The sequence below is a fragment of the Pseudomonas sp. 20P_3.2_Bac5 genome, assembly GCF_025466035.1.
Lineage (GTDB): Bacteria > Pseudomonadota > Gammaproteobacteria > Pseudomonadales > Pseudomonadaceae > Aquipseudomonas.
In genome coordinates this window covers 48,815-64,705 of the sequence record NZ_JANLOA010000072.1, presented here as the reverse complement: position 1 = coordinate 64,705, position 15,891 = coordinate 48,815, and the positions used below count along the sequence as shown (strand labels likewise).

Below are 15,891 nucleotides of genomic sequence, written 5' to 3'. Positions count from 1 at the left end.
GTTGTTATTGGCAGATGGCCGCGCCCTGGCCCGGCCCCGTCGACGAATGCTCCGTGACGAGGTATTAGGGCGCTGTCGGTGGGCGTACGTCTTGTTCGTGGCTGCCAGTAGAGTTGATTGGGGTCGCCAGCTTTTGATTGCGGGAGCGAGCACGCTCGCTCCCGCAGACTTACGACTCGGGCAGCGTCGCGCCGCCATCGACGATCAGCGTCTGCCCGGTGACATAGCCGGCATTGTCCGAGGCCAGGAACAACATGGCCGCGGCGATATCCGCCGGCTCGCCCAGCCGCCCCAACGGCACGCCGCTGGCAATCCGCGCACTGAGGTCGGCGTCACCGAGGTTGTCCATGGCCGGCGTGCGGATCATCCCCGGCTCCACGCCGTTGACCCGCACGCCCAGCGGCGCCAGTTCCAGCGCGGCGTTGCGGATGAAGCCGTTGACTCCGGCCTTGGACGCGGCGTAGTGGCTGAGCCCCGGATAGGCCACCCGTGGCCCTGTCACTGAGGAGGTCACCAGCACGTTGCCGCGGCCCTGGCGGCGGAACAGCGGCAGCGCTGCCTGGGTCAGCCAGAACAGCGCCGACAGGTTCACATCCAGGGTGCGCCGCAGCATCGCTTCGCTGATCTGCTCGAACGGGGTAAGGGGAAAATACGCCGCGTTGTGCACCAGCACATCGAGGCGTTCCAGGCCGTCGAGCAAGGTGAAGATCGCCTCGCGGTCGGCCAGGTCGATGCCCGCCGCCTGAGCCAGAAGACCCTCGGCGCGCAGGCTGTCGGCCAGCATCTGGGCGCCGGCCAGGTCGAGGTCGGCGATCAGCACTTCGGCACCGCCGCGGGCGAAGCCCTCGACAATTGCCCGGCCAATGCCCTGGGCACCGCCGGTGACCAACACCTGCTGCCCGTGGTAATCGAAGGTGGCATTCATGACGGATTCTCCAGTCGGGTATAGGCCAGGGTCGGCACATCGACCACGGTCGACCCGCCATCGGCGGCGATCACCGCACCGGTGATGATCGAGGCGTCGTCGCTGACCAGGAACTGGCACAGCGCGGCAATCTCGTCGGCACTGGCGGGGCGGCGCAGCGGCACATCGGCGGTGACCCGGCGATACGCCGCATCCAGGTCTTCACCGTAGTGCTCCATCAGCGGCTGCATTTCTTCATCGGCCATCGGCGTGCGCACCCAGCCCGGGCACACGCAGTTGACCCGCACGCCTTGCGGCCCGAAGTCCCGCGCCAGCGAGCGGTTCAGCCCCACCAGCGCGTGCTTGGCGGTGGTGTAACCGCACACCTGCGGGCCCGCCGCCAGCGAGGCGATGGAGCCGAGCAGGACGATGCTGCCGCGCCGTTCGATCAGCAGCGGCAAACAGGCGCGGGCACTGTGGAAGGCGCTGTGCAGGTTGCCGCGCATCGCCGCGTCCCAGGCGTCATCGCTGGTCTCCAGCGCGTTGCCCAAACCATGACCGCCTGCGCAACAGATCAGCGCATCGAGACCGCCGAAGCGGGCGCGGATCTGTGCGATGAAGCCGGTCCACACGGCGCTGTCGGCGGCGTCACCGGCCAGCACCAGGGCGTCGTGTCCGGCGGCCACCCGTTCCAGCGCCTCGCGCCGTCGCCCCACCAGCACCAGGTTATGCCCCAGTGCCGCCATGCGCTGGACGCAGGCCTCGCCGATTCCGGTGCCGGCACCGGTAATCAGCACGGTCTTAGTCATGGCCGTGGTCCGTGGTGTTGATCAGGTTGCAGTAGGACGACACCGGGAAGTTGCTGAAGGCGTCGAAGCTGCCTTCGGCGTAGCCGAAGATCTTGCCGTCGCTGCGGTGCTCGCGCAGGTCGATCATCACCAGGCCGAGGGTCGGGATGATCTTCTCGCGCCAGACGAACAGATACAGCTCGTCGGTGATCTTGTAGTAGTGGCAGCGGTCGGTGTCGCACAGACCCTTCTCGACACCCTTGAGGCACTGCCAGGTGTAATAGTGCTCGTTGAGGTAGATGTGCTCGTATTCCTCGGTCGGGCTGTAGCGGTAGCGGTTGCGGATACCCACCAGCTCGCGGGTCGGCGCGTGCGGGCAGGCGCCGTCCTGCCATGGGCGATCAAGGGTGCCGTGGAGGAACTGCGCCTCGACGGCGGTCAGGTTCTTGCCGGACAGGGCGCGCGAGTACATGCCTTCGCGGGTTTCTTCGGCGCTGGGCATGTTGCCGATGACTGCGGTGAAGGACTGGCTCAGGGTGTCCAGCACCAGGGTGATCGACCAGGTCTGGCTGTGCTCGGTCTTGAGGAAGTCGACCAGGACGATGCCCGGGCGCACCGAGGTGGCGCGGTACGGCGCGCTGCCGGTCGAGTGGCCGTCAGCGGCGTGCCAGTGCAGTTGGTCGGCGTCGAAGCGGTGTTCGATCGACCAGCCGTTGGCGAAGTTCAGGGTCATGCGCTGGCCGGCCAGCTCGGCCAGTTGCGGCAGGATGAAGGCTTGCGGGGCAAAGCCCTCGGCCAGGGCGCCTACGGTGATCCAGTCGGAATGGGTGGTCATGGGAGGTGGCTCGTGGTTGTTGTTGGAGCCGTGATGGTGCCGCGCGGGCGGGTGATGCGGTATCAACCGGATGGTTGAGGTGGCGTGGTGTGCCAGTCACGGGATTGTCACGCGCTGGTAGTAATGTGCCATCACTCAACGGCAGGAATGAAATGTGGTGATCCGCCGGTCCGTGTCCTCTCTGGGTTTTCTCCAGTTCCTCCTGCTGTCGTCCTCCGTGGCCATCCTGTTGTTTCTCTGGGTGCTGTATTTCCAGCAGAAGGCGGCGTCCGCGCAAGAGGCGCTGGCTGCCAAAGCTTCGGAGCACCTCAATCTGGCGACGATGGCGGCCGAGAACCTCAGCCAGTTGGTCGACCGCGCCCAGACTATCGGCCGCGCATTGCAGACCGACATGGGCGACCCGGCGCAAGGGCGCTGGAGCCTGGCGCGAATGCTCGCCGAGGATCCGGTGCTCAAGCGCATGAGCCTGTATAGCGCTGACGGTCGCGTGCTTTATGCCAGCCATGCCGATGAGCCGCGGCAATTGCCCGCGCAATGGCTGGCGCAACTGCAAGAGCACGGCGATCGCTACAGCGTCAGGCCGTTCCTGCCGCCCCTCGATGCCCTCGACCGACAGGCCGCCGAGCTGAATTGGCGCCTGCCGTTTCTGCTGCCGCTGGCGGACACGGCCGGCGGCGGCACTGGCAACATCCTGCTGGTGCAGTTGGACATCGGTTACCTGGCGGTGCTGTTCCAGAACATCGACCTGGGCAGCAGCGGCCTGATGCGCCTGCTCGACCGCGTCGGCCAGGAGCGGCTGCGCATCGGCAACAGTGGCGTGGTGGTGGCGGGCGAGCCGCTGAAACCCGACCTGCCGCATGACGTCGAGGCGTCGGGCCGGATCAGCCAGTTCAGCGTCGATGGCTATTACCAGAGTCTGTTTCGCCATGTGGCGCAACGCGGTTTCAGTGTCGTGGTGAGCCAGCAGGAGGAAGAGATTCTCGCGCCGTCGCGCCAGGTCTACGCCCACCAGTTGTGGCTGAACCTGAGCATGACCCTGCTGATTCTCGCCGGGGTGCTGTGGAGCTGGCGGGTATTGGGCAAGCGCCAGGAAGCCTTCAGCGCCCTGGAGCAGGCGCAGAAGATCAACCAGCAGTTGATCCAGCGCCTGGAGGAAGAGCACCGGCGCAGCAGCCATGCGGCCGCGACCGATCACCTCAGCGGTTTGCATAATCGACGGCAGTTCATGGAGACGGCGGCGCGGGCCCTGGCCGAGCAGCGCAGCAAGCGGCGCTTGCTGGCGATTCTGTTCATCGATATGGACCGCTTCAAGTCGATCAACGACTCGCTCGGGCACAAGGTCGGCGACCTGTTGTTGCAGGCGGTGGCGGGGCGGATCAGCCGGGCGCTGGAGCCGGGTGACGAGGCGGCGCGCTTTGGCGGCGACGAGTTTGTCGTGCTGCTGGCGGGCTCGCGCAGTGAAGAGCAGATAGACGCCTGGGTGCGCATGCTGTTGAACAAGCTGTCGGCGACTTACTCGCTGGATGCCCATGAACTGAACAGCAGCCCGAGCATCGGCGTCAGCATCTGCCCGCGGGACGGCCAGGCGGTGGACGAACTGATCCGCCATGCCGATGCCGCCATGTATTCCGCCAAGCAGGCGGGGCGCGGGCAGTACCGCTTCTTCGACCCGTCGCTGAACGTGGTCAACGTCGCCGAGTTCGCCCTTGAGCAGGCGTTCGGCCCGGCCTTGAAGGAGCGGCAGTTCGTCCTGCATTTCCAGCCGCAGGTGCGTTTTGACTCCTTGCGGGTGGTGGGCTACGAAGCATTGGTGCGCTGGCAGCATCCCGAGTTCGGCCTGCTCTACCCGGACCGCTTCATTTCCCTGGCCGAGCGCAGCGGGTTCATTGTCGCGCTGGGCTGGGAGGTGGTGCGGCTGGCCTGTGAAGAACTGGTGCGCTGGCAGGCGCGGGGCATCCACGCGGGCCTGGCGGTGAACGTCTCGCCGCTGCAACTGCGCCAACCGGATTTCAGCGCGCAGTTGCTGGAGGTGCTGCGCCGGCATGGCGTCGAACCGGCGCGGCTGGAGCTGGAAATCACCGAAACCACCGTGCTGGATGACGAAGGCCAGGCGATCAAGCACCTGCAGGTGCTGCGCGATGCCGGGCTGAGCATCAGCCTCGATGATTTCGGCCAGGGTTATTCGGGCTTTTCCCACCTTCAAGCGCTGCCGATCAACCGCCTGAAGATCGACCGCGCCCTGATCGCCCAGCTCTCCAACAGCCACGACGACAGCCCCATCGTGCTATCCACCATCATCCTGGCCAAGCGCCTGGGGCTGGAGGTGGTCGCCGAGGGCGTGGAAACCCGCGAGCAGGTGGTCTACCTGCGTCTGGCAGGTTGTGATTTTGCCCAGGGGTATCATTTCAGCCGGCCGCTGACGGCGGCGCAGCTCGACCAATACCCACCTTTCATTGATGCGACGGAGACTGCATGCGAGCACTGAACACCTTGTCCTGCCTGCTGTTGAGCGCATTGCTGACGACCAGCGCGCAGGCCCAGTGCTTGCAGCCGAGTCTGCGTATCGCGGTGATTCCGAAGAAGAGCATGGAGGTGCTGATCAAGGATTATCAGCCGCTGCTGGAGCGGCTGAGTGCCGCCGTGGGCGTCCCGGCGGCGATTGTGCCAGCGTCGTCCTATGAGAGCGTGGTCGATGCCGTGGTTTCGGGCGGCGTCGACATCGCCTGGCTGGGGCCAGCCGCTTATGTGCTGGCGCAGCAGCGTGACCCGCGCATCGAACCGTTCGCCAGCCTGACCATCAACAACGGCTATTTCACCCCGGCCGGGCATCACTATCAGGCCCTGCTGCTGGCGCGTCGCGGCACGGCGGATGACGTAGCGTCGTTGCGCGGCAAGCGCGGCGCCTTGAGCGATCCGGCGAGTACCTCCGGCAGCGTGGTGCCCAACGTCGAGTTCTCCGCCCAGGTCGGCGAGCCGCTGGCGCAGTTCTTCGGCTCGGTGGTGTTTACCGGCTCCCATGACAAGTCGCTGGACGCGCTGCTGGAGGGCCGGGTGGATGCCGCGTTCGTCGCCAGCGTCCGCGCTGATGCGTACCTCAACAGCGGGCGAATCGAGCGCGACACCTTCAACGTGCTCTGGCGTTCGGAGCGTATCTATTACGACCCTTACGTCTTCAGTGGCAGCCTGTGCGGTGAATACAAGGCGCGCATCCGTGCGGCGATGCTGGAGAACCAGGACGGCCTGGCGGAATTTCTGGCCTCGCAGGATGCCAGCGGCATCGCCCCGGTCAGTCGTGCCGAGTACGTGCCGCTGGTGCGGATGATGCAAGGCAGGTCTGCCGGCACCCCTCCGCCCACTACAGAAACAACGCCCCGATCAACTCCGTCCGGTTCTTGACCCCGACCTTGCGAAACAGGTTGATCAGGTGCGTCTTCACCGTCGGCAAACCCAACTCCAGCTGCCGGGCCAGGGTCTTGTTGCAGGCGCCGTTCTGTAACAGCAGGGCGATTTCCCGTTCACGCGGGGTCAGTCCGGCGAGGCGGTCCGGGGTGGTTTTCGGCAACTGCCGGGCGGCCATTTGCATCAGCCCGTGCAGCGGCAACAGGCGCTCCAGTTCGCTCGGTTCGAACGGGCCGAGCGCACCTTCGCGCAGCAGCGAAAGGCCGGCCACCGGACGCTCGTCGACACAGGCGACGATTTCCACCACATCCACCACCCGGTGCTGACGCAGGAACCCCAGGTACTCGCGGCCGCGGGCAGCATCGTGGCGCGCCAAGCCCTGGCGCAGCGACACCACCGGCAGGCCGATGGCCTGGCAGTTGTCCGGGTTGAGCGGGTCGAGATGGCGGTAGTGCTCGAGGTAGTGGTGGTGCATGGGTGGCTGCATGCCCAGCAACTGGAAATCGCAGGCCTGCAACTGCTCGTCGACCCGGTAGAAGGCGGCAAGGCTGGCGGGCACCTGCTGGCTGAAGGCGTGCAGGCAGTAGTTACCGAGTTCGTGGGCAGCGTTCATCGTGGCATCCCTCTCAGCGGGCGTTGTCCAGCAGTTCGCGCACCTTGTCCACGGCGGCCTTGGCGCAGCCGGCGTCCAGGGCTTCCGAGGCGCCGGACACGCCTATGGCGCCGATCACCTGACCGTCCAGCAAGAAGGGTTCACCACCGCCGAACAAGGCCAGGTTCGGCTGCAACGGCAGGCCCTCGCGGACCGCTGTCGAGCATTTCTGCAAACGTTCTTCCCAAACCTGGGTGGAGACGCCGAAGCCCGCAGCGGTCAGGGCCTTGTTCAGGGCGATGGCCTGGCAGGGGCGTGGCGCGCCGTCCATGTGCGCGCTGTTGATCGGCTGGCCGCTGGCGTCGAGGATCGCCACGCTGACGCGCACGCCGGCCTGTTCGGCGAAGCTGACCGCGGCATCCAGGGCCTGCATGGCCAGGCGCAGGGTGATGGTCTGTTGCTGACGCAGCAAAGGATTCATTGGGCGGTTTCCTCGATGGAATGTTCAGGGCGTTTCCGACGCAGCAGAAGCAGTTGCCAGAGACAGTAGACCGACAGTAGCGCGGCGGCGATGTACATGGCCCAGGGGCCGCCGATATGGGCGGCGAGCAGCCCGGCGAGCAGGCCGCCGATGGCATCGAAGCCGAAGCGGGTCGAGGTGTAGATCGATATCACCCGGCCGCGCAGCGCTTCCGGCGCCTGGCTTTGCAAAAGGATATTGGTACCGACGTTATTAATGGTCACGCCGAACCCCAGGATCATCATCGCCAGCAGCGACAACGGCAGGGTGCGGCTGCTGGCGAACAGCAGCAGGCCGAGGGCGCTGGCGATGGCCGAAAACAGGATCAGCCCGCGCAGTTTCGCCGCGCTCTGCCGCCCCGCCAGCAGCACGGTGGAGAGCAGCGAACCGAGCCCGGCGGCGCCCCACAGCCAGCCGAGGGTGCGGGCGTCGCCGGCGAAGATGTCGCGGGCGAACACCGGCAGCAGCACGGCATAGGTGGAGGCGGTGAGGTTGACCATCAGCACGCCGATGATCAGCGCGCGCAGCGAGGGCGAGCGCAGGGTGTAGTCGAGGCCTTCGCGAAACATGTTGCGCATGCTGCCGCTGGCTTTCTCGCCGGGCGCCAGGCGGATCGCCAACAGGCCGAGGATCAGGCCGGCGTAGGACAGCGCGTTCAGCGCGAAGCACAGCGCCTCGCCAGTGAGCGCCAGCAACAGGCCGGCCAGGGGCGGGCCGACGAAGCGCGAGCAGGTGAACAGCATCGCGTTGAGGGCCAGGGCGTTGGGCAGATCGTCGCGGTCGTCGACCAGGCGGCTGAGGAGCGACTGGCGCAATGGGGTGTCCACGGCGTTGAGGATGCCGAGGGTGGTGGCGAGGATCACGATGAGCGTCGGCGTGATCAGTTCCAGCCAGGTCAGCAGCGCCAGCCCCAGCGCCTGCACCGCGAGCAGGCTTTCGATAAACATCAGCAGGCGGCGCTTGTCGTGGCGATCGATCCAGGCCCCGGCGATCGGCCCGACCAACAATTGCGGCAGCAAGGTCGCGCAAGTGGTGATACCGAGCAGCGCGGCCGAGTCGGTCAGCCGATAGACCAGCCACGACAGCGCCACCGTTTGCACCCAGGTGCCGAGGGTGGAGATGGCGTGGCCGATGAAATACAGACGGAAATTGCGGTGATGCAACGCCCGCAGGACATTGGGCCAGCGGTTTGGCCCGGAAGGTTGCGCAGCTTTCACGATCGAGGACGCCAGTGCATGGAAAAGGACAAGGGAGCCCGCCGCCAGCGAACGCCGCGCCCGACTCTACCCGGTTGCGCGGGGGGCGTCTTGCCTGAGGCTGTCGATGGCATGTGTTTGCCTGCCAGCCGCAGGCCCTGTGTTGGCAGGGACGGTCAAGTACCCGGCACTTGCGTGCAAGACGCCGGCGCGGCAATCCGGTCAACTCGGGGTTTCACTGCCGAACGGTGTGCGCTGATGTTTTTCAGGAACGATCATTGGGTGCGGGAGCTGGAACAAGGACTGACGCAGATCAGCCAGGGTCAGCGCTGGGACGGGCCGCGCAGCGCGCAACTGGAGCGTCACCCGGCGCTGCTCCTGGCCCTGCGCGAACTGGCCGGCGAACGCCAGCAGGACCAGCGCCTGCTGGACGAAGCCCGCGCCCGTTGCAGCGAACTGACTGACCAGCTCGAACACGCCCACCGCCAGGACGAGGCCGCGCGGGATGAAGCGCGGCAATTGGAGCAGCGCTGCCAGCGCCTGGAAGACGCACTGCGCGAACAGGCGCAGCAACTGCAGGCGCACCAGCAGCAGGCGGCGATCTGGGCGCAACTGCAATCCACGCTCACCGAAGGCACCTGGGACATCAGCGTGGTCCAGGGCGACGTGCAGCACCCCGACAGCAACATGCGCATTTCCAACCAGTTCCGGGCGCTGATGGGCTACAGCCCCAGCGAGTTGCCCGACGGCTGGAACGCCCAGGTCAGCATCACCCACCCGGACGACCTGCCGCTGATCATGGCGGTGTTCGACCGCGAGATCCTCAAGCCTGGCGCCAGTGGCGAGTACGTCTTCGAGTACCGCATGCGCCACAAGTCGCGTGGCTACATCTGGTGTCGCGAGCGCGGCTGCGCGGTGCGTGACGAGCGTGGCGTGTTGTTGCGGGTGATCGGCGCAGTGCGTGACATCAGCGATGAACGCAGCGCCCAGGCCAGTCATGAGCAGATGCTGTCGCAGAACCAGACCACCTACGCGCAGATCGCCACGGTGGTGGGGGTGATCAAGAGCATTGCTGAACAGACCAACCTGCTGGCACTGAATGCTGCGATCGAGGCGGCGCGGGCGGGGGAAGTAGGGCGGGGCTTCTCGGTGGTGGCCGAGGAAGTGAAAAAGCTGGCCGACAGCACGCGGCAGGCGACGCAGCAGATTCAGGCGATGTTGAGCTGAGGGCGCACAGGCGAGCGGAGCGCCGCTTGCCTGCGCGTAGCGCTACGCGTACTCCGCGCCAGCTGCGGCGAGGTTGCAATATTGCCCTTTGAAATACAGCAATGGCTGCGTCGCCGCAGTTTCTTGCAGGCTCAACGCCTTCACTTCTCCAATCACGATCAGGTGATCACCGGCGACATGTTCCGCGTGAATCTCGCAATCAAGCCAGTGCAGGCTGCCGGCAATGATCGGATTACCTAGCGGCGATTCCTGCCATTCGACGCCATGCCATTTGTCCGTGCCTTGCCGGGCGAACTGGTTGGAAATCCTGACCTGTTCACCCGACAGGATATTCACCACGAATCGGCCTGCCTGGCGGATTTTCGGATAGCTGTACGCGCTGGACTTCACGCTGAATGAAACCAGCGGCGGATTCATCGACACGCTGTAGAACGACTGGCACGTAAAACCAACCGGTTCGCCCTCAACGTGGGAGGTAATCACCGTGATACCGGATGCGTAGTGCCCGAGCGCTTCGCGAAAGCGCAAGGGCTCGATAGCCGTACTGGAAAGCGACATGGCAGATCCTGAATAGTGAGTGCAGTCCGTTCAACTCAGCGCTGGCTGGCGAGTTCTCTTCGGACGATTTCCGCGCCTGCGCTCAACGCATTCAGCTTGCCTCGTGCAACTGGGCGGGGCAGGGGCGCCATGCCGCAGTTGGTGCACGGATAGAGCTTGTCGGCATCAACGAACTGAAGGGCCTTGCGCAGGGTATTGGCCACTTCCTCCGGGGTTTCGATAGCGTGGTTGGCCACGTCGATAGCCCCGACCATCACCTTCTTGCCCCGAATGAGTTCAATCAGGTCCATGGGCACATGGGAGTTGTGACATTCCAGCGAGACGATATCGATGCTGGATTTCTGCAGCTTGGGGAAGGCTTCTTCATATTGCCGCCATTCAGAACCCAGGGTCTTTTTCCAGTCGGTATTGGCCTTGATGCCGTAGCCATAGCAAATATGCACGGCGGTCTCGCACTTGAGGCCTTCAATTGCTCTTTCCAGGGTAGCGACGCCCCAGTCATTCACCTCATCAAAGAAGACATTAAAGGCGGGCTCGTCAAACTGGATGATATCGACGCCGGCCGCTTCCAGTTCCCTGGCTTCCTGGTTGAGGATCTTGGCGAATTCCCAGGCCAGTTTTTCGCGGCTTTTGTAGTGGTTGTCGTAAAGCGTGTCGATCATGGTCATCGGACCTGGCAGCGCCCACTTGATGGGTTGCCCGGTTTGCTGACGGAGGAACTTGGCGTCTTCGACAAACACCGGTTTTTTCCGGGCTACCGCGCCAACGACCGTCGGTACGCTCGCGTCATAGCGGTCACGGATCCTGACGGTCTCGCGCTTCTCGAAATCGACGCCTTCGAGGTGCTCGATAAAGGTGGTGACGAAGTGTTGGCGCGTTTGCTCGCCGTCACTGACGATATCAATGCCGGCCTGTTGTTGTTCTTGCAACGACAGGCGCAGGGCATCTTGTTTGCCCTCGATCAGTTCTTCACCTTGCAGTTTCCACGGTGACCAAAGCGTCTCCGGTTGGGCCAGCCAGGAAGGTTTTGGCAAGCTGCCAGCAGTTGAGGTGGGAAGTAGTTTTTTCACGGTGGATAGCCTTGTGTAGTCGAAAGGTCAAAGAGCGTAATTAGCGGAAAATTGCTCAAGGGCAGCGTGGTGCGGTTTGATGAAGTGCTCCTCGGCAAACTTTCCTTGCTCGATAGCCAGGCGGCTACGTTCTTCCCGATCGTAAACAATTCGGGTCAATGAGTAATCCTGGTGCTGCAGGCTGGGCTGATAGGATTTGCCGGCAGCAGAATTCGCATTGTAGATTTCGGGTCGGTAAATCTTCTGGAAGGTATCCATGGTGCTGATGGTACTGATCAGCTCCAGATTGGAATAATCACCCAGCAAGTCGCCGGCAAAGTAGAAGGCCAACGGCGCAACGCTGTTCGGCGGCATGAAGTAGCGAACTTTCAAACCCATTTTATTGAAGTACTCATCGGTCAATGAGTACTCATCCTGCAGGTATTCGATACCCAATACCGGATGCTGGTTTTCAGTTCGGTGGTAGATTTTGCTGCTCGAAACGCTCAGGCAGATGACCGGTGGTTTGGTGAAATGCTCCTTGAAGGCACTCGAATTGACGAAGTGCTTGAACAGCTTTCCATGAAGATCGCCAAAATTGTCGGGGGTGCTGAAACCCTGCTGGTCTTTGTTATGCTCCAGCAACAGCACGCTGAAGTCATAGTCCCGCACGTAAGAGGAGAAGTTATTTCCGACAATGCCTTCAATGCGCTCGTTGGTTTTCAGGTCAACGATGGTTGTCTTCAGGATTTCGATCAAAGGCAGGGAACTGCCGCTGCTTTCAACGCCAACATTCATCTCTACGGAAATGATTTCGAGTTCGACGGTGTAGCGATCGCCTTTAGGGTTATCCCAGTGCGCCAGCGCATTGAAGCGGTTGTCGATCATGGTCAGCGCATTGCGCAAGTTTTCCTGGCGATTCTGACCTTTGGCGAGGTTGGCAAAGTTGGTGGTGGTGCGGGTGTTTTCGGCGGGGCGATAATTTTCGTCGAAACAAATGCTGTTGACGGTAAACGTAAACTCGTTGTTCATCGGGGGCGGATGTCCTTATTTCTGAGTGAAAGCCTGAATGTATTCAGGCTTTCACTCAGCGGTATCTATGTTCTTTCCAATTGAGAATAATTCTATCCTTAGCCCCTGGATGAATGGAATTGAATTGGTTTCAGCGCATCTTTAGTCATATTCATGATGTGGTGCGCGGTTGATTGCAGCGAAGCCTTCAACGCCGCCCGTTGAAGAACCCTGACACCTGGTGCACCGTCTTCCCCGCACTGAGAATCAGCGGCCGGAAATTGTCCTTGCCGATGATCCGCGCATGCTTCACCGAACTGATCAGGTCATAGCGGCTCGAGCCTTCCGCCATGCCCTCCGCGAGGATCTTGCAGATGATGTGGCTCGGGGTTACGCCAAACCCGGAATAGCCCTGCACATAGAACGCGTTCGGCCGCCCGCTGAGTGTGCCGATCTGCGGGAACAGGTTGGCGCTGGTGGCCATCGGGCCGCCCCAGGCGAGGTCGATCTTCACGTCCTTCAGGTACGGGAAGATCTTCAGCATCAAGGCGCGGTTCCAGGCCTTGAGGTCGTTGGGGATGTGCTCGATGAAGGGCGTGGCCGCGCCGAACAGCAGGCGGTTTTCGTTGGTGACCCGGTAGTAATCGATCACCGGTCGGATATCGCTGTAGGCGCCACGGATCGGGCTGATGCGCTGGATCATTTCGTCCGACAGCGGCTCGGTCATCAACTGGAAGGCGTAGGTGTTGATGGTCCGGCTGTGCAGCTCCGGTTCCAGCTTGTTGAGGAAGCTGTCGCAGGCCCACAGCAGTTTGCTGGCCTTGACCGAACCACGGCCGGTGCGCACGGTGATTTTCTCGCCGTAGGTGACTTCCAGCGCGGCGCTGTGTTCGAAGATGCGCACGCCGTGGCCAACCAGGGCCTTGGCTTCACCGAGCAGCAGGTTCAGCGAGTGCACATGGCCGCCGCCCATGTGCAGCAGGGCGCTGCCGTAGGCGTCGGAGCCGATGATCTGCTTGACCTCGGAGCCGCCGAGAAAGCGGATTTCGTCCTTGCTGTTGACCTTCTTGAATTCCTTTTCCCAGGTACGCAGGGTCTTTTCCTGGCGTGCGTTGAAGCCCATGTAGCCGTAGCCGTGGCAGAAGTCCGCATCGATGTCGTACTTGGCGATCCGGTCCTTGATGATGCCGGCGCCCAGTTCGCTGATCTCGAAGATTTCCTGCAGGCCCTTGTCGCCGACGCTGCTCCTGATTTTCTCCAGGTCGTGGCCGATGCCCGCCATGATCTGCCCGCCATTGCGCCCGGTGCCGCCGAAGCCCAGGTAGCGTCCTTCCAGCACCACGGTGTTGGTGATGCCTTTCTCGGCCAGCTCCAGGGCGGTGTTGATACCGGAGAAACCACCGCCGATCACCACGACATCGGCCTCGATATCGTTTTCCAGGATCGGGAAGCTGAGGTTGTACTTCTTGGTCGCGGTGTAATAGGTGGGCGTTTCGATGTTGATCATGGGGGCGGCCTGAATAGTTGGAGTTGGCTGAGGCAGCAAGGGGCGTCTGGAGCGCCTGTTACACTTTGCATTAAATGCCTAACGAACGATAGGTTCTTGACCGAGCCTGCTGTCGGTTTTGATCGAGGCTGCCAGGTTTTAGCGGGGAATCGCGGGGGAGGAGGGCGTGACGTTGAGCTCGGAGAAAGCCCTTCGCGACAGTCCGGCATAGCGGACCGTCGCGTTGGCGGTGTTACAGGCGGCCGACGGCGGCCAGTTGGCTGGAGGAGGCCTGGGGCGCCGGAACGGAGGAGCCGTCCTGCGGGGTGACCGGGAAGATCGCGTTGATCTGGCCGGTGGCGGACGAGCCGAAATACGGGGTGACCACGTCAGCCTTGCCGTCGTACTTCGACCAGCCCAGCGCACCCAGCAGCATCGCGGTGTCGTGCATGAAGCCTTCGCCGTGACCTTTCACCGCGTACTCCGGGAGCATGGTGCAGAAGGCGTCCCACTCGGCGTTTTCCCACATCTGCACGACCCGGTGGTCGAGGGTTTCCAGGAACGGGCTCCAGACCTTGTCGGCGAATTCCGGCGCCTGGCCGTTCTGGGCGAAACGGTGCGACAGCGAGCCGCTAGCGAGGAACGCCACGGTGCCGTCGTAGTGCTCTTCCACGGCCTTGCGCATCGCCCAGCCCAGGCGCGCGCTGTCATTCAGGTAGTGGGAGGTGCACAGCGCCGAGACCGACACCACCTTGAAGTGCTGGTCGGCGTTCATGTAGCGCATCGGCACCAGGGTGCCGTATTCCGGGCCGAGGCTGGTGGCGTCGTGGGCCATGGTCTCGACGCCCTGGCGGTTGCATTCCTCGGCCAGCAGACGGCCGAGCACGTCGTTGCCCGGCACTTCGTAGTCCATGTTGGCGATGAAGTGCGGCAGCTCGTTGCTGGTGTAGGTGCCCTTGAAGTGCGGCGCGCAGTTGATGTGGTAGTTGGCGTTGACCAGCCAGTGCGTGTCGAAGACCACCAGGGTGTCGACACCAAGTTCGCGGCAGCGGCGGGAAATCTCTTTGTGGCCGTCGATGGCGGCCTGGCGATAGCCCTGGCGCGGGCCGGGCAGTTCGGACAGGTACATGGATGGAACGTGAGTGATCTTGGCAGCCAGAGCAAGTTTGCCCATGACGGTACTCCTGGTGGCAGATGCCCTCCAGACGAGGGCGCATCGATTATCTGGGATGTTGGCACGCAGGCGATACCGGCCACTGACATCGTGGCTCTTGTCGATCAGGCCTGGCACCTCCCGCGCGGGAAATGCTGGCTGCCCATTGAACACGCTTGTCGAGGGCGCCGCTTGCCTGGCTCTGCCAGATAGTTGATCGAGCTTGCCAGCCTGGCGCGCTCAGGCCCACCAGTAACGGACGAAGTGAAAGAAGATCGGCGCGGCGAAGCACACCGAATCCATGCGGTCGAGCATGCCGCCGTGGCCCTCGATCATGTGCCCCCAGTCCTTGACCCCGCGGTCGCGCTTGATCGCCGACATCACCAGCCCGCCGAAGAAGCCCATGACGTTGACCACCAGCGCCATCAGCGCCGCCTGCCACATGTTGAACGGGGTGATCCAGTACAGCGCCGCGCCGATCAGCGTCGCTAGGAACACGCCGCCCAGCAGGCCTTCGAGGGTTTTCGACGGTGACAGTCGCGGCGCTACTTTGCGCTTGCCGAACAGCTTGCCGCAGACGTACTGCAGCACGTCGCTGATCTGCACCACCAGGATCAGCCAGGCGATCAGCAGCAGGTTGCGGCCTTCGTAGCCGGGGATGTCGAGGGTCATCAACGCCGGCACCGAGGACACGCAGTACACCGCGATCATCAACCCCCACTGGACCTTCGAGGCGCGTTCGAGGAAGCGCGTGGTGTCGCCGCCGAGGCTGGCCAGGATTGGCAGCAGGAGGAACAGGTAGACCGGGATGAAAATGCTGAACAGCCCGTACCAGTCGAAGCCGATCAGCAGGTACTGGCCGGGCAGGGCGACGTAGAACGCCAGCACCAGTGCCGGGTAGTCGCCACGTCGGGTCGGGGTCAGGGTGATGAACTCGCGCAGGGCGTAGAAAGACACCAGGTAGAACAGCACGATCACTCCGGTCTTGCCGAAGATGAACGCCAGGCCGATGACCAGCACCATCACCCACCAGGCGTCGATGCGGGCGTTGAGGTTGTCGATCACCGCGTGCGGGCCGGGGCCGGCGCGCCATTTCAGCAGACGGCCGATCAGGCTGGCGAGCAGCAGCAGGGCGCCGATGCCGGCGAACAGGGGCCAGGTATTGTGTTCCAT

The 15,891-nt window shown here is 63.4% G+C and carries 14 protein-coding genes and 2 pseudogenes; 4 read left to right on the top strand and 12 right to left on the bottom strand.

From position 1 onward, the window contains the following. Positions 1 to 169: 169 nt before the first annotated feature. The 3 genes from NTD88_RS14195 to NTD88_RS14185 are packed head-to-tail and all read right to left on the bottom strand — an operon-like array spanning position 170 to position 2,527. Entirely contained in the window at positions 170 to 925 is a 756-nt protein-coding gene (locus NTD88_RS14195) for an SDR family oxidoreductase (protein WP_262129988.1), read from the bottom strand. Next, entirely contained in the window at positions 922 to 1,713 is a 792-nt protein-coding gene (locus tag NTD88_RS14190; RefSeq protein WP_262154277.1) for an SDR family NAD(P)-dependent oxidoreductase, read from the bottom strand. The genes NTD88_RS14195 and NTD88_RS14190 overlap by 4 nt, the downstream gene beginning before the upstream one ends. Continuing rightward, on the bottom strand, positions 1,706 to 2,527 hold the full coding sequence (locus NTD88_RS14185; protein WP_262154278.1) for a molybdenum cofactor biosynthesis F family protein: 822 nt from the start codon (positions 2,525 to 2,527) through the stop codon (positions 1,706 to 1,708). The genes NTD88_RS14190 and NTD88_RS14185 overlap by 8 nt, the downstream gene beginning before the upstream one ends. A 157-nt stretch (positions 2,528 to 2,684) precedes the next feature. Between NTD88_RS14185 and NTD88_RS14180 the strand changes: the two genes are divergently transcribed. Together NTD88_RS14180 and NTD88_RS14175 are read left to right on the top strand one after the other, a co-directional pair. Then, a complete protein-coding gene (locus NTD88_RS14180) occupies positions 2,685 to 5,012 on the top strand; it encodes a putative bifunctional diguanylate cyclase/phosphodiesterase (protein ID WP_262129986.1) in 2,328 nt (775 codons plus the stop codon). After that, entirely contained in the window at positions 5,000 to 5,923 is a 924-nt protein-coding gene (locus NTD88_RS14175; protein WP_262129985.1) for a phosphate/phosphite/phosphonate ABC transporter substrate-binding protein, read from the top strand. The genes NTD88_RS14180 and NTD88_RS14175 overlap by 13 nt, the downstream gene beginning before the upstream one ends. Here the strand turns inward: NTD88_RS14175 and NTD88_RS14170 are convergent. Genes NTD88_RS14170 through NTD88_RS14160 form a run of 3 tightly spaced genes read right to left on the bottom strand, consistent with a single transcriptional unit; the run spans position 5,883 to position 8,255 of the window. Then, positions 5,883 to 6,539 (bottom strand): helix-turn-helix transcriptional regulator, encoded by a 657-nt coding sequence (locus NTD88_RS14170; protein ID WP_262154279.1) that lies wholly within the window; start codon positions 6,537 to 6,539, stop codon positions 5,883 to 5,885. The genes NTD88_RS14175 and NTD88_RS14170 overlap by 41 nt on opposite strands. Before the next feature lie 13 nt (positions 6,540 to 6,552). Then, complete coding sequence (locus NTD88_RS14165) at positions 6,553 to 6,999, bottom strand: GlcG/HbpS family heme-binding protein (RefSeq protein ID WP_262129983.1); 447 nt, start codon at positions 6,997 to 6,999, stop codon at positions 6,553 to 6,555. Then, entirely contained in the window at positions 6,996 to 8,255 is a 1,260-nt protein-coding gene (locus tag NTD88_RS14160) for an MFS transporter (protein WP_262154281.1), read from the bottom strand. The genes NTD88_RS14165 and NTD88_RS14160 overlap by 4 nt, the downstream gene beginning before the upstream one ends. Here NTD88_RS14160 and NTD88_RS29005 point away from each other — a divergent pair. Further along, positions 8,196 to 9,131 (top strand): annotated as a pseudogene (locus tag NTD88_RS29005) (PAS domain-containing protein); the annotation flags it as partial. The gene NTD88_RS14160 and the pseudogene NTD88_RS29005 overlap by 60 nt on opposite strands. A gap of 156 nt (positions 9,132 to 9,287) precedes the next feature. Beyond that, positions 9,288 to 9,455: pseudogene (locus tag NTD88_RS29250) on the top strand (methyl-accepting chemotaxis protein); the annotation flags it as partial. A gap of 48 nt (positions 9,456 to 9,503) precedes the next feature. Here the strand turns inward: NTD88_RS29250 and NTD88_RS14145 are convergent. The 6 genes from NTD88_RS14145 to NTD88_RS14120 form a co-directional block, all read right to left on the bottom strand. Beyond that, a complete protein-coding gene (locus tag NTD88_RS14145; protein WP_262154282.1) occupies positions 9,504 to 10,019 on the bottom strand; it encodes a flavin reductase family protein in 516 nt (171 codons plus the stop codon). A 35-nt stretch (positions 10,020 to 10,054) separates the two neighbouring features. Beyond that, the gene (locus NTD88_RS14140; RefSeq protein ID WP_262154284.1) at positions 10,055 to 11,089 is read right to left on the bottom strand and encodes a methionine synthase; all 1,035 of its coding nucleotides are present in this window, start codon (positions 11,087 to 11,089) and stop codon (positions 10,055 to 10,057) included. A gap of 27 nt (positions 11,090 to 11,116) precedes the next feature. Beyond that, complete coding sequence (locus tag NTD88_RS14135; protein WP_262154285.1) at positions 11,117 to 12,100, bottom strand: DUF1852 domain-containing protein; 984 nt, start codon at positions 12,098 to 12,100, stop codon at positions 11,117 to 11,119. 187 nt (positions 12,101 to 12,287) lie between these two features. Continuing rightward, positions 12,288 to 13,586 carry an NAD(P)/FAD-dependent oxidoreductase gene (locus tag NTD88_RS14130; RefSeq protein ID WP_262154286.1) on the bottom strand — a complete coding sequence of 433 codons (1,299 nt, stop codon included), beginning with the start codon at positions 13,584 to 13,586 and terminating at the stop codon, positions 12,288 to 12,290. 232 nt (positions 13,587 to 13,818) lie between these two features. Beyond that, positions 13,819 to 14,739, bottom strand: a complete 921-nt coding sequence (hpaD, locus tag NTD88_RS14125; RefSeq protein WP_262154287.1) for a 3,4-dihydroxyphenylacetate 2,3-dioxygenase — start codon at positions 14,737 to 14,739, stop codon at positions 13,819 to 13,821. Positions 14,740 to 14,958: 219 nt separating this feature from the next. Continuing rightward, positions 14,959 to 15,891 carry a phosphatidate cytidylyltransferase gene (locus tag NTD88_RS14120; RefSeq protein ID WP_110971215.1) on the bottom strand — a complete coding sequence of 311 codons (933 nt, stop codon included), beginning with the start codon at positions 15,889 to 15,891 and terminating at the stop codon, positions 14,959 to 14,961.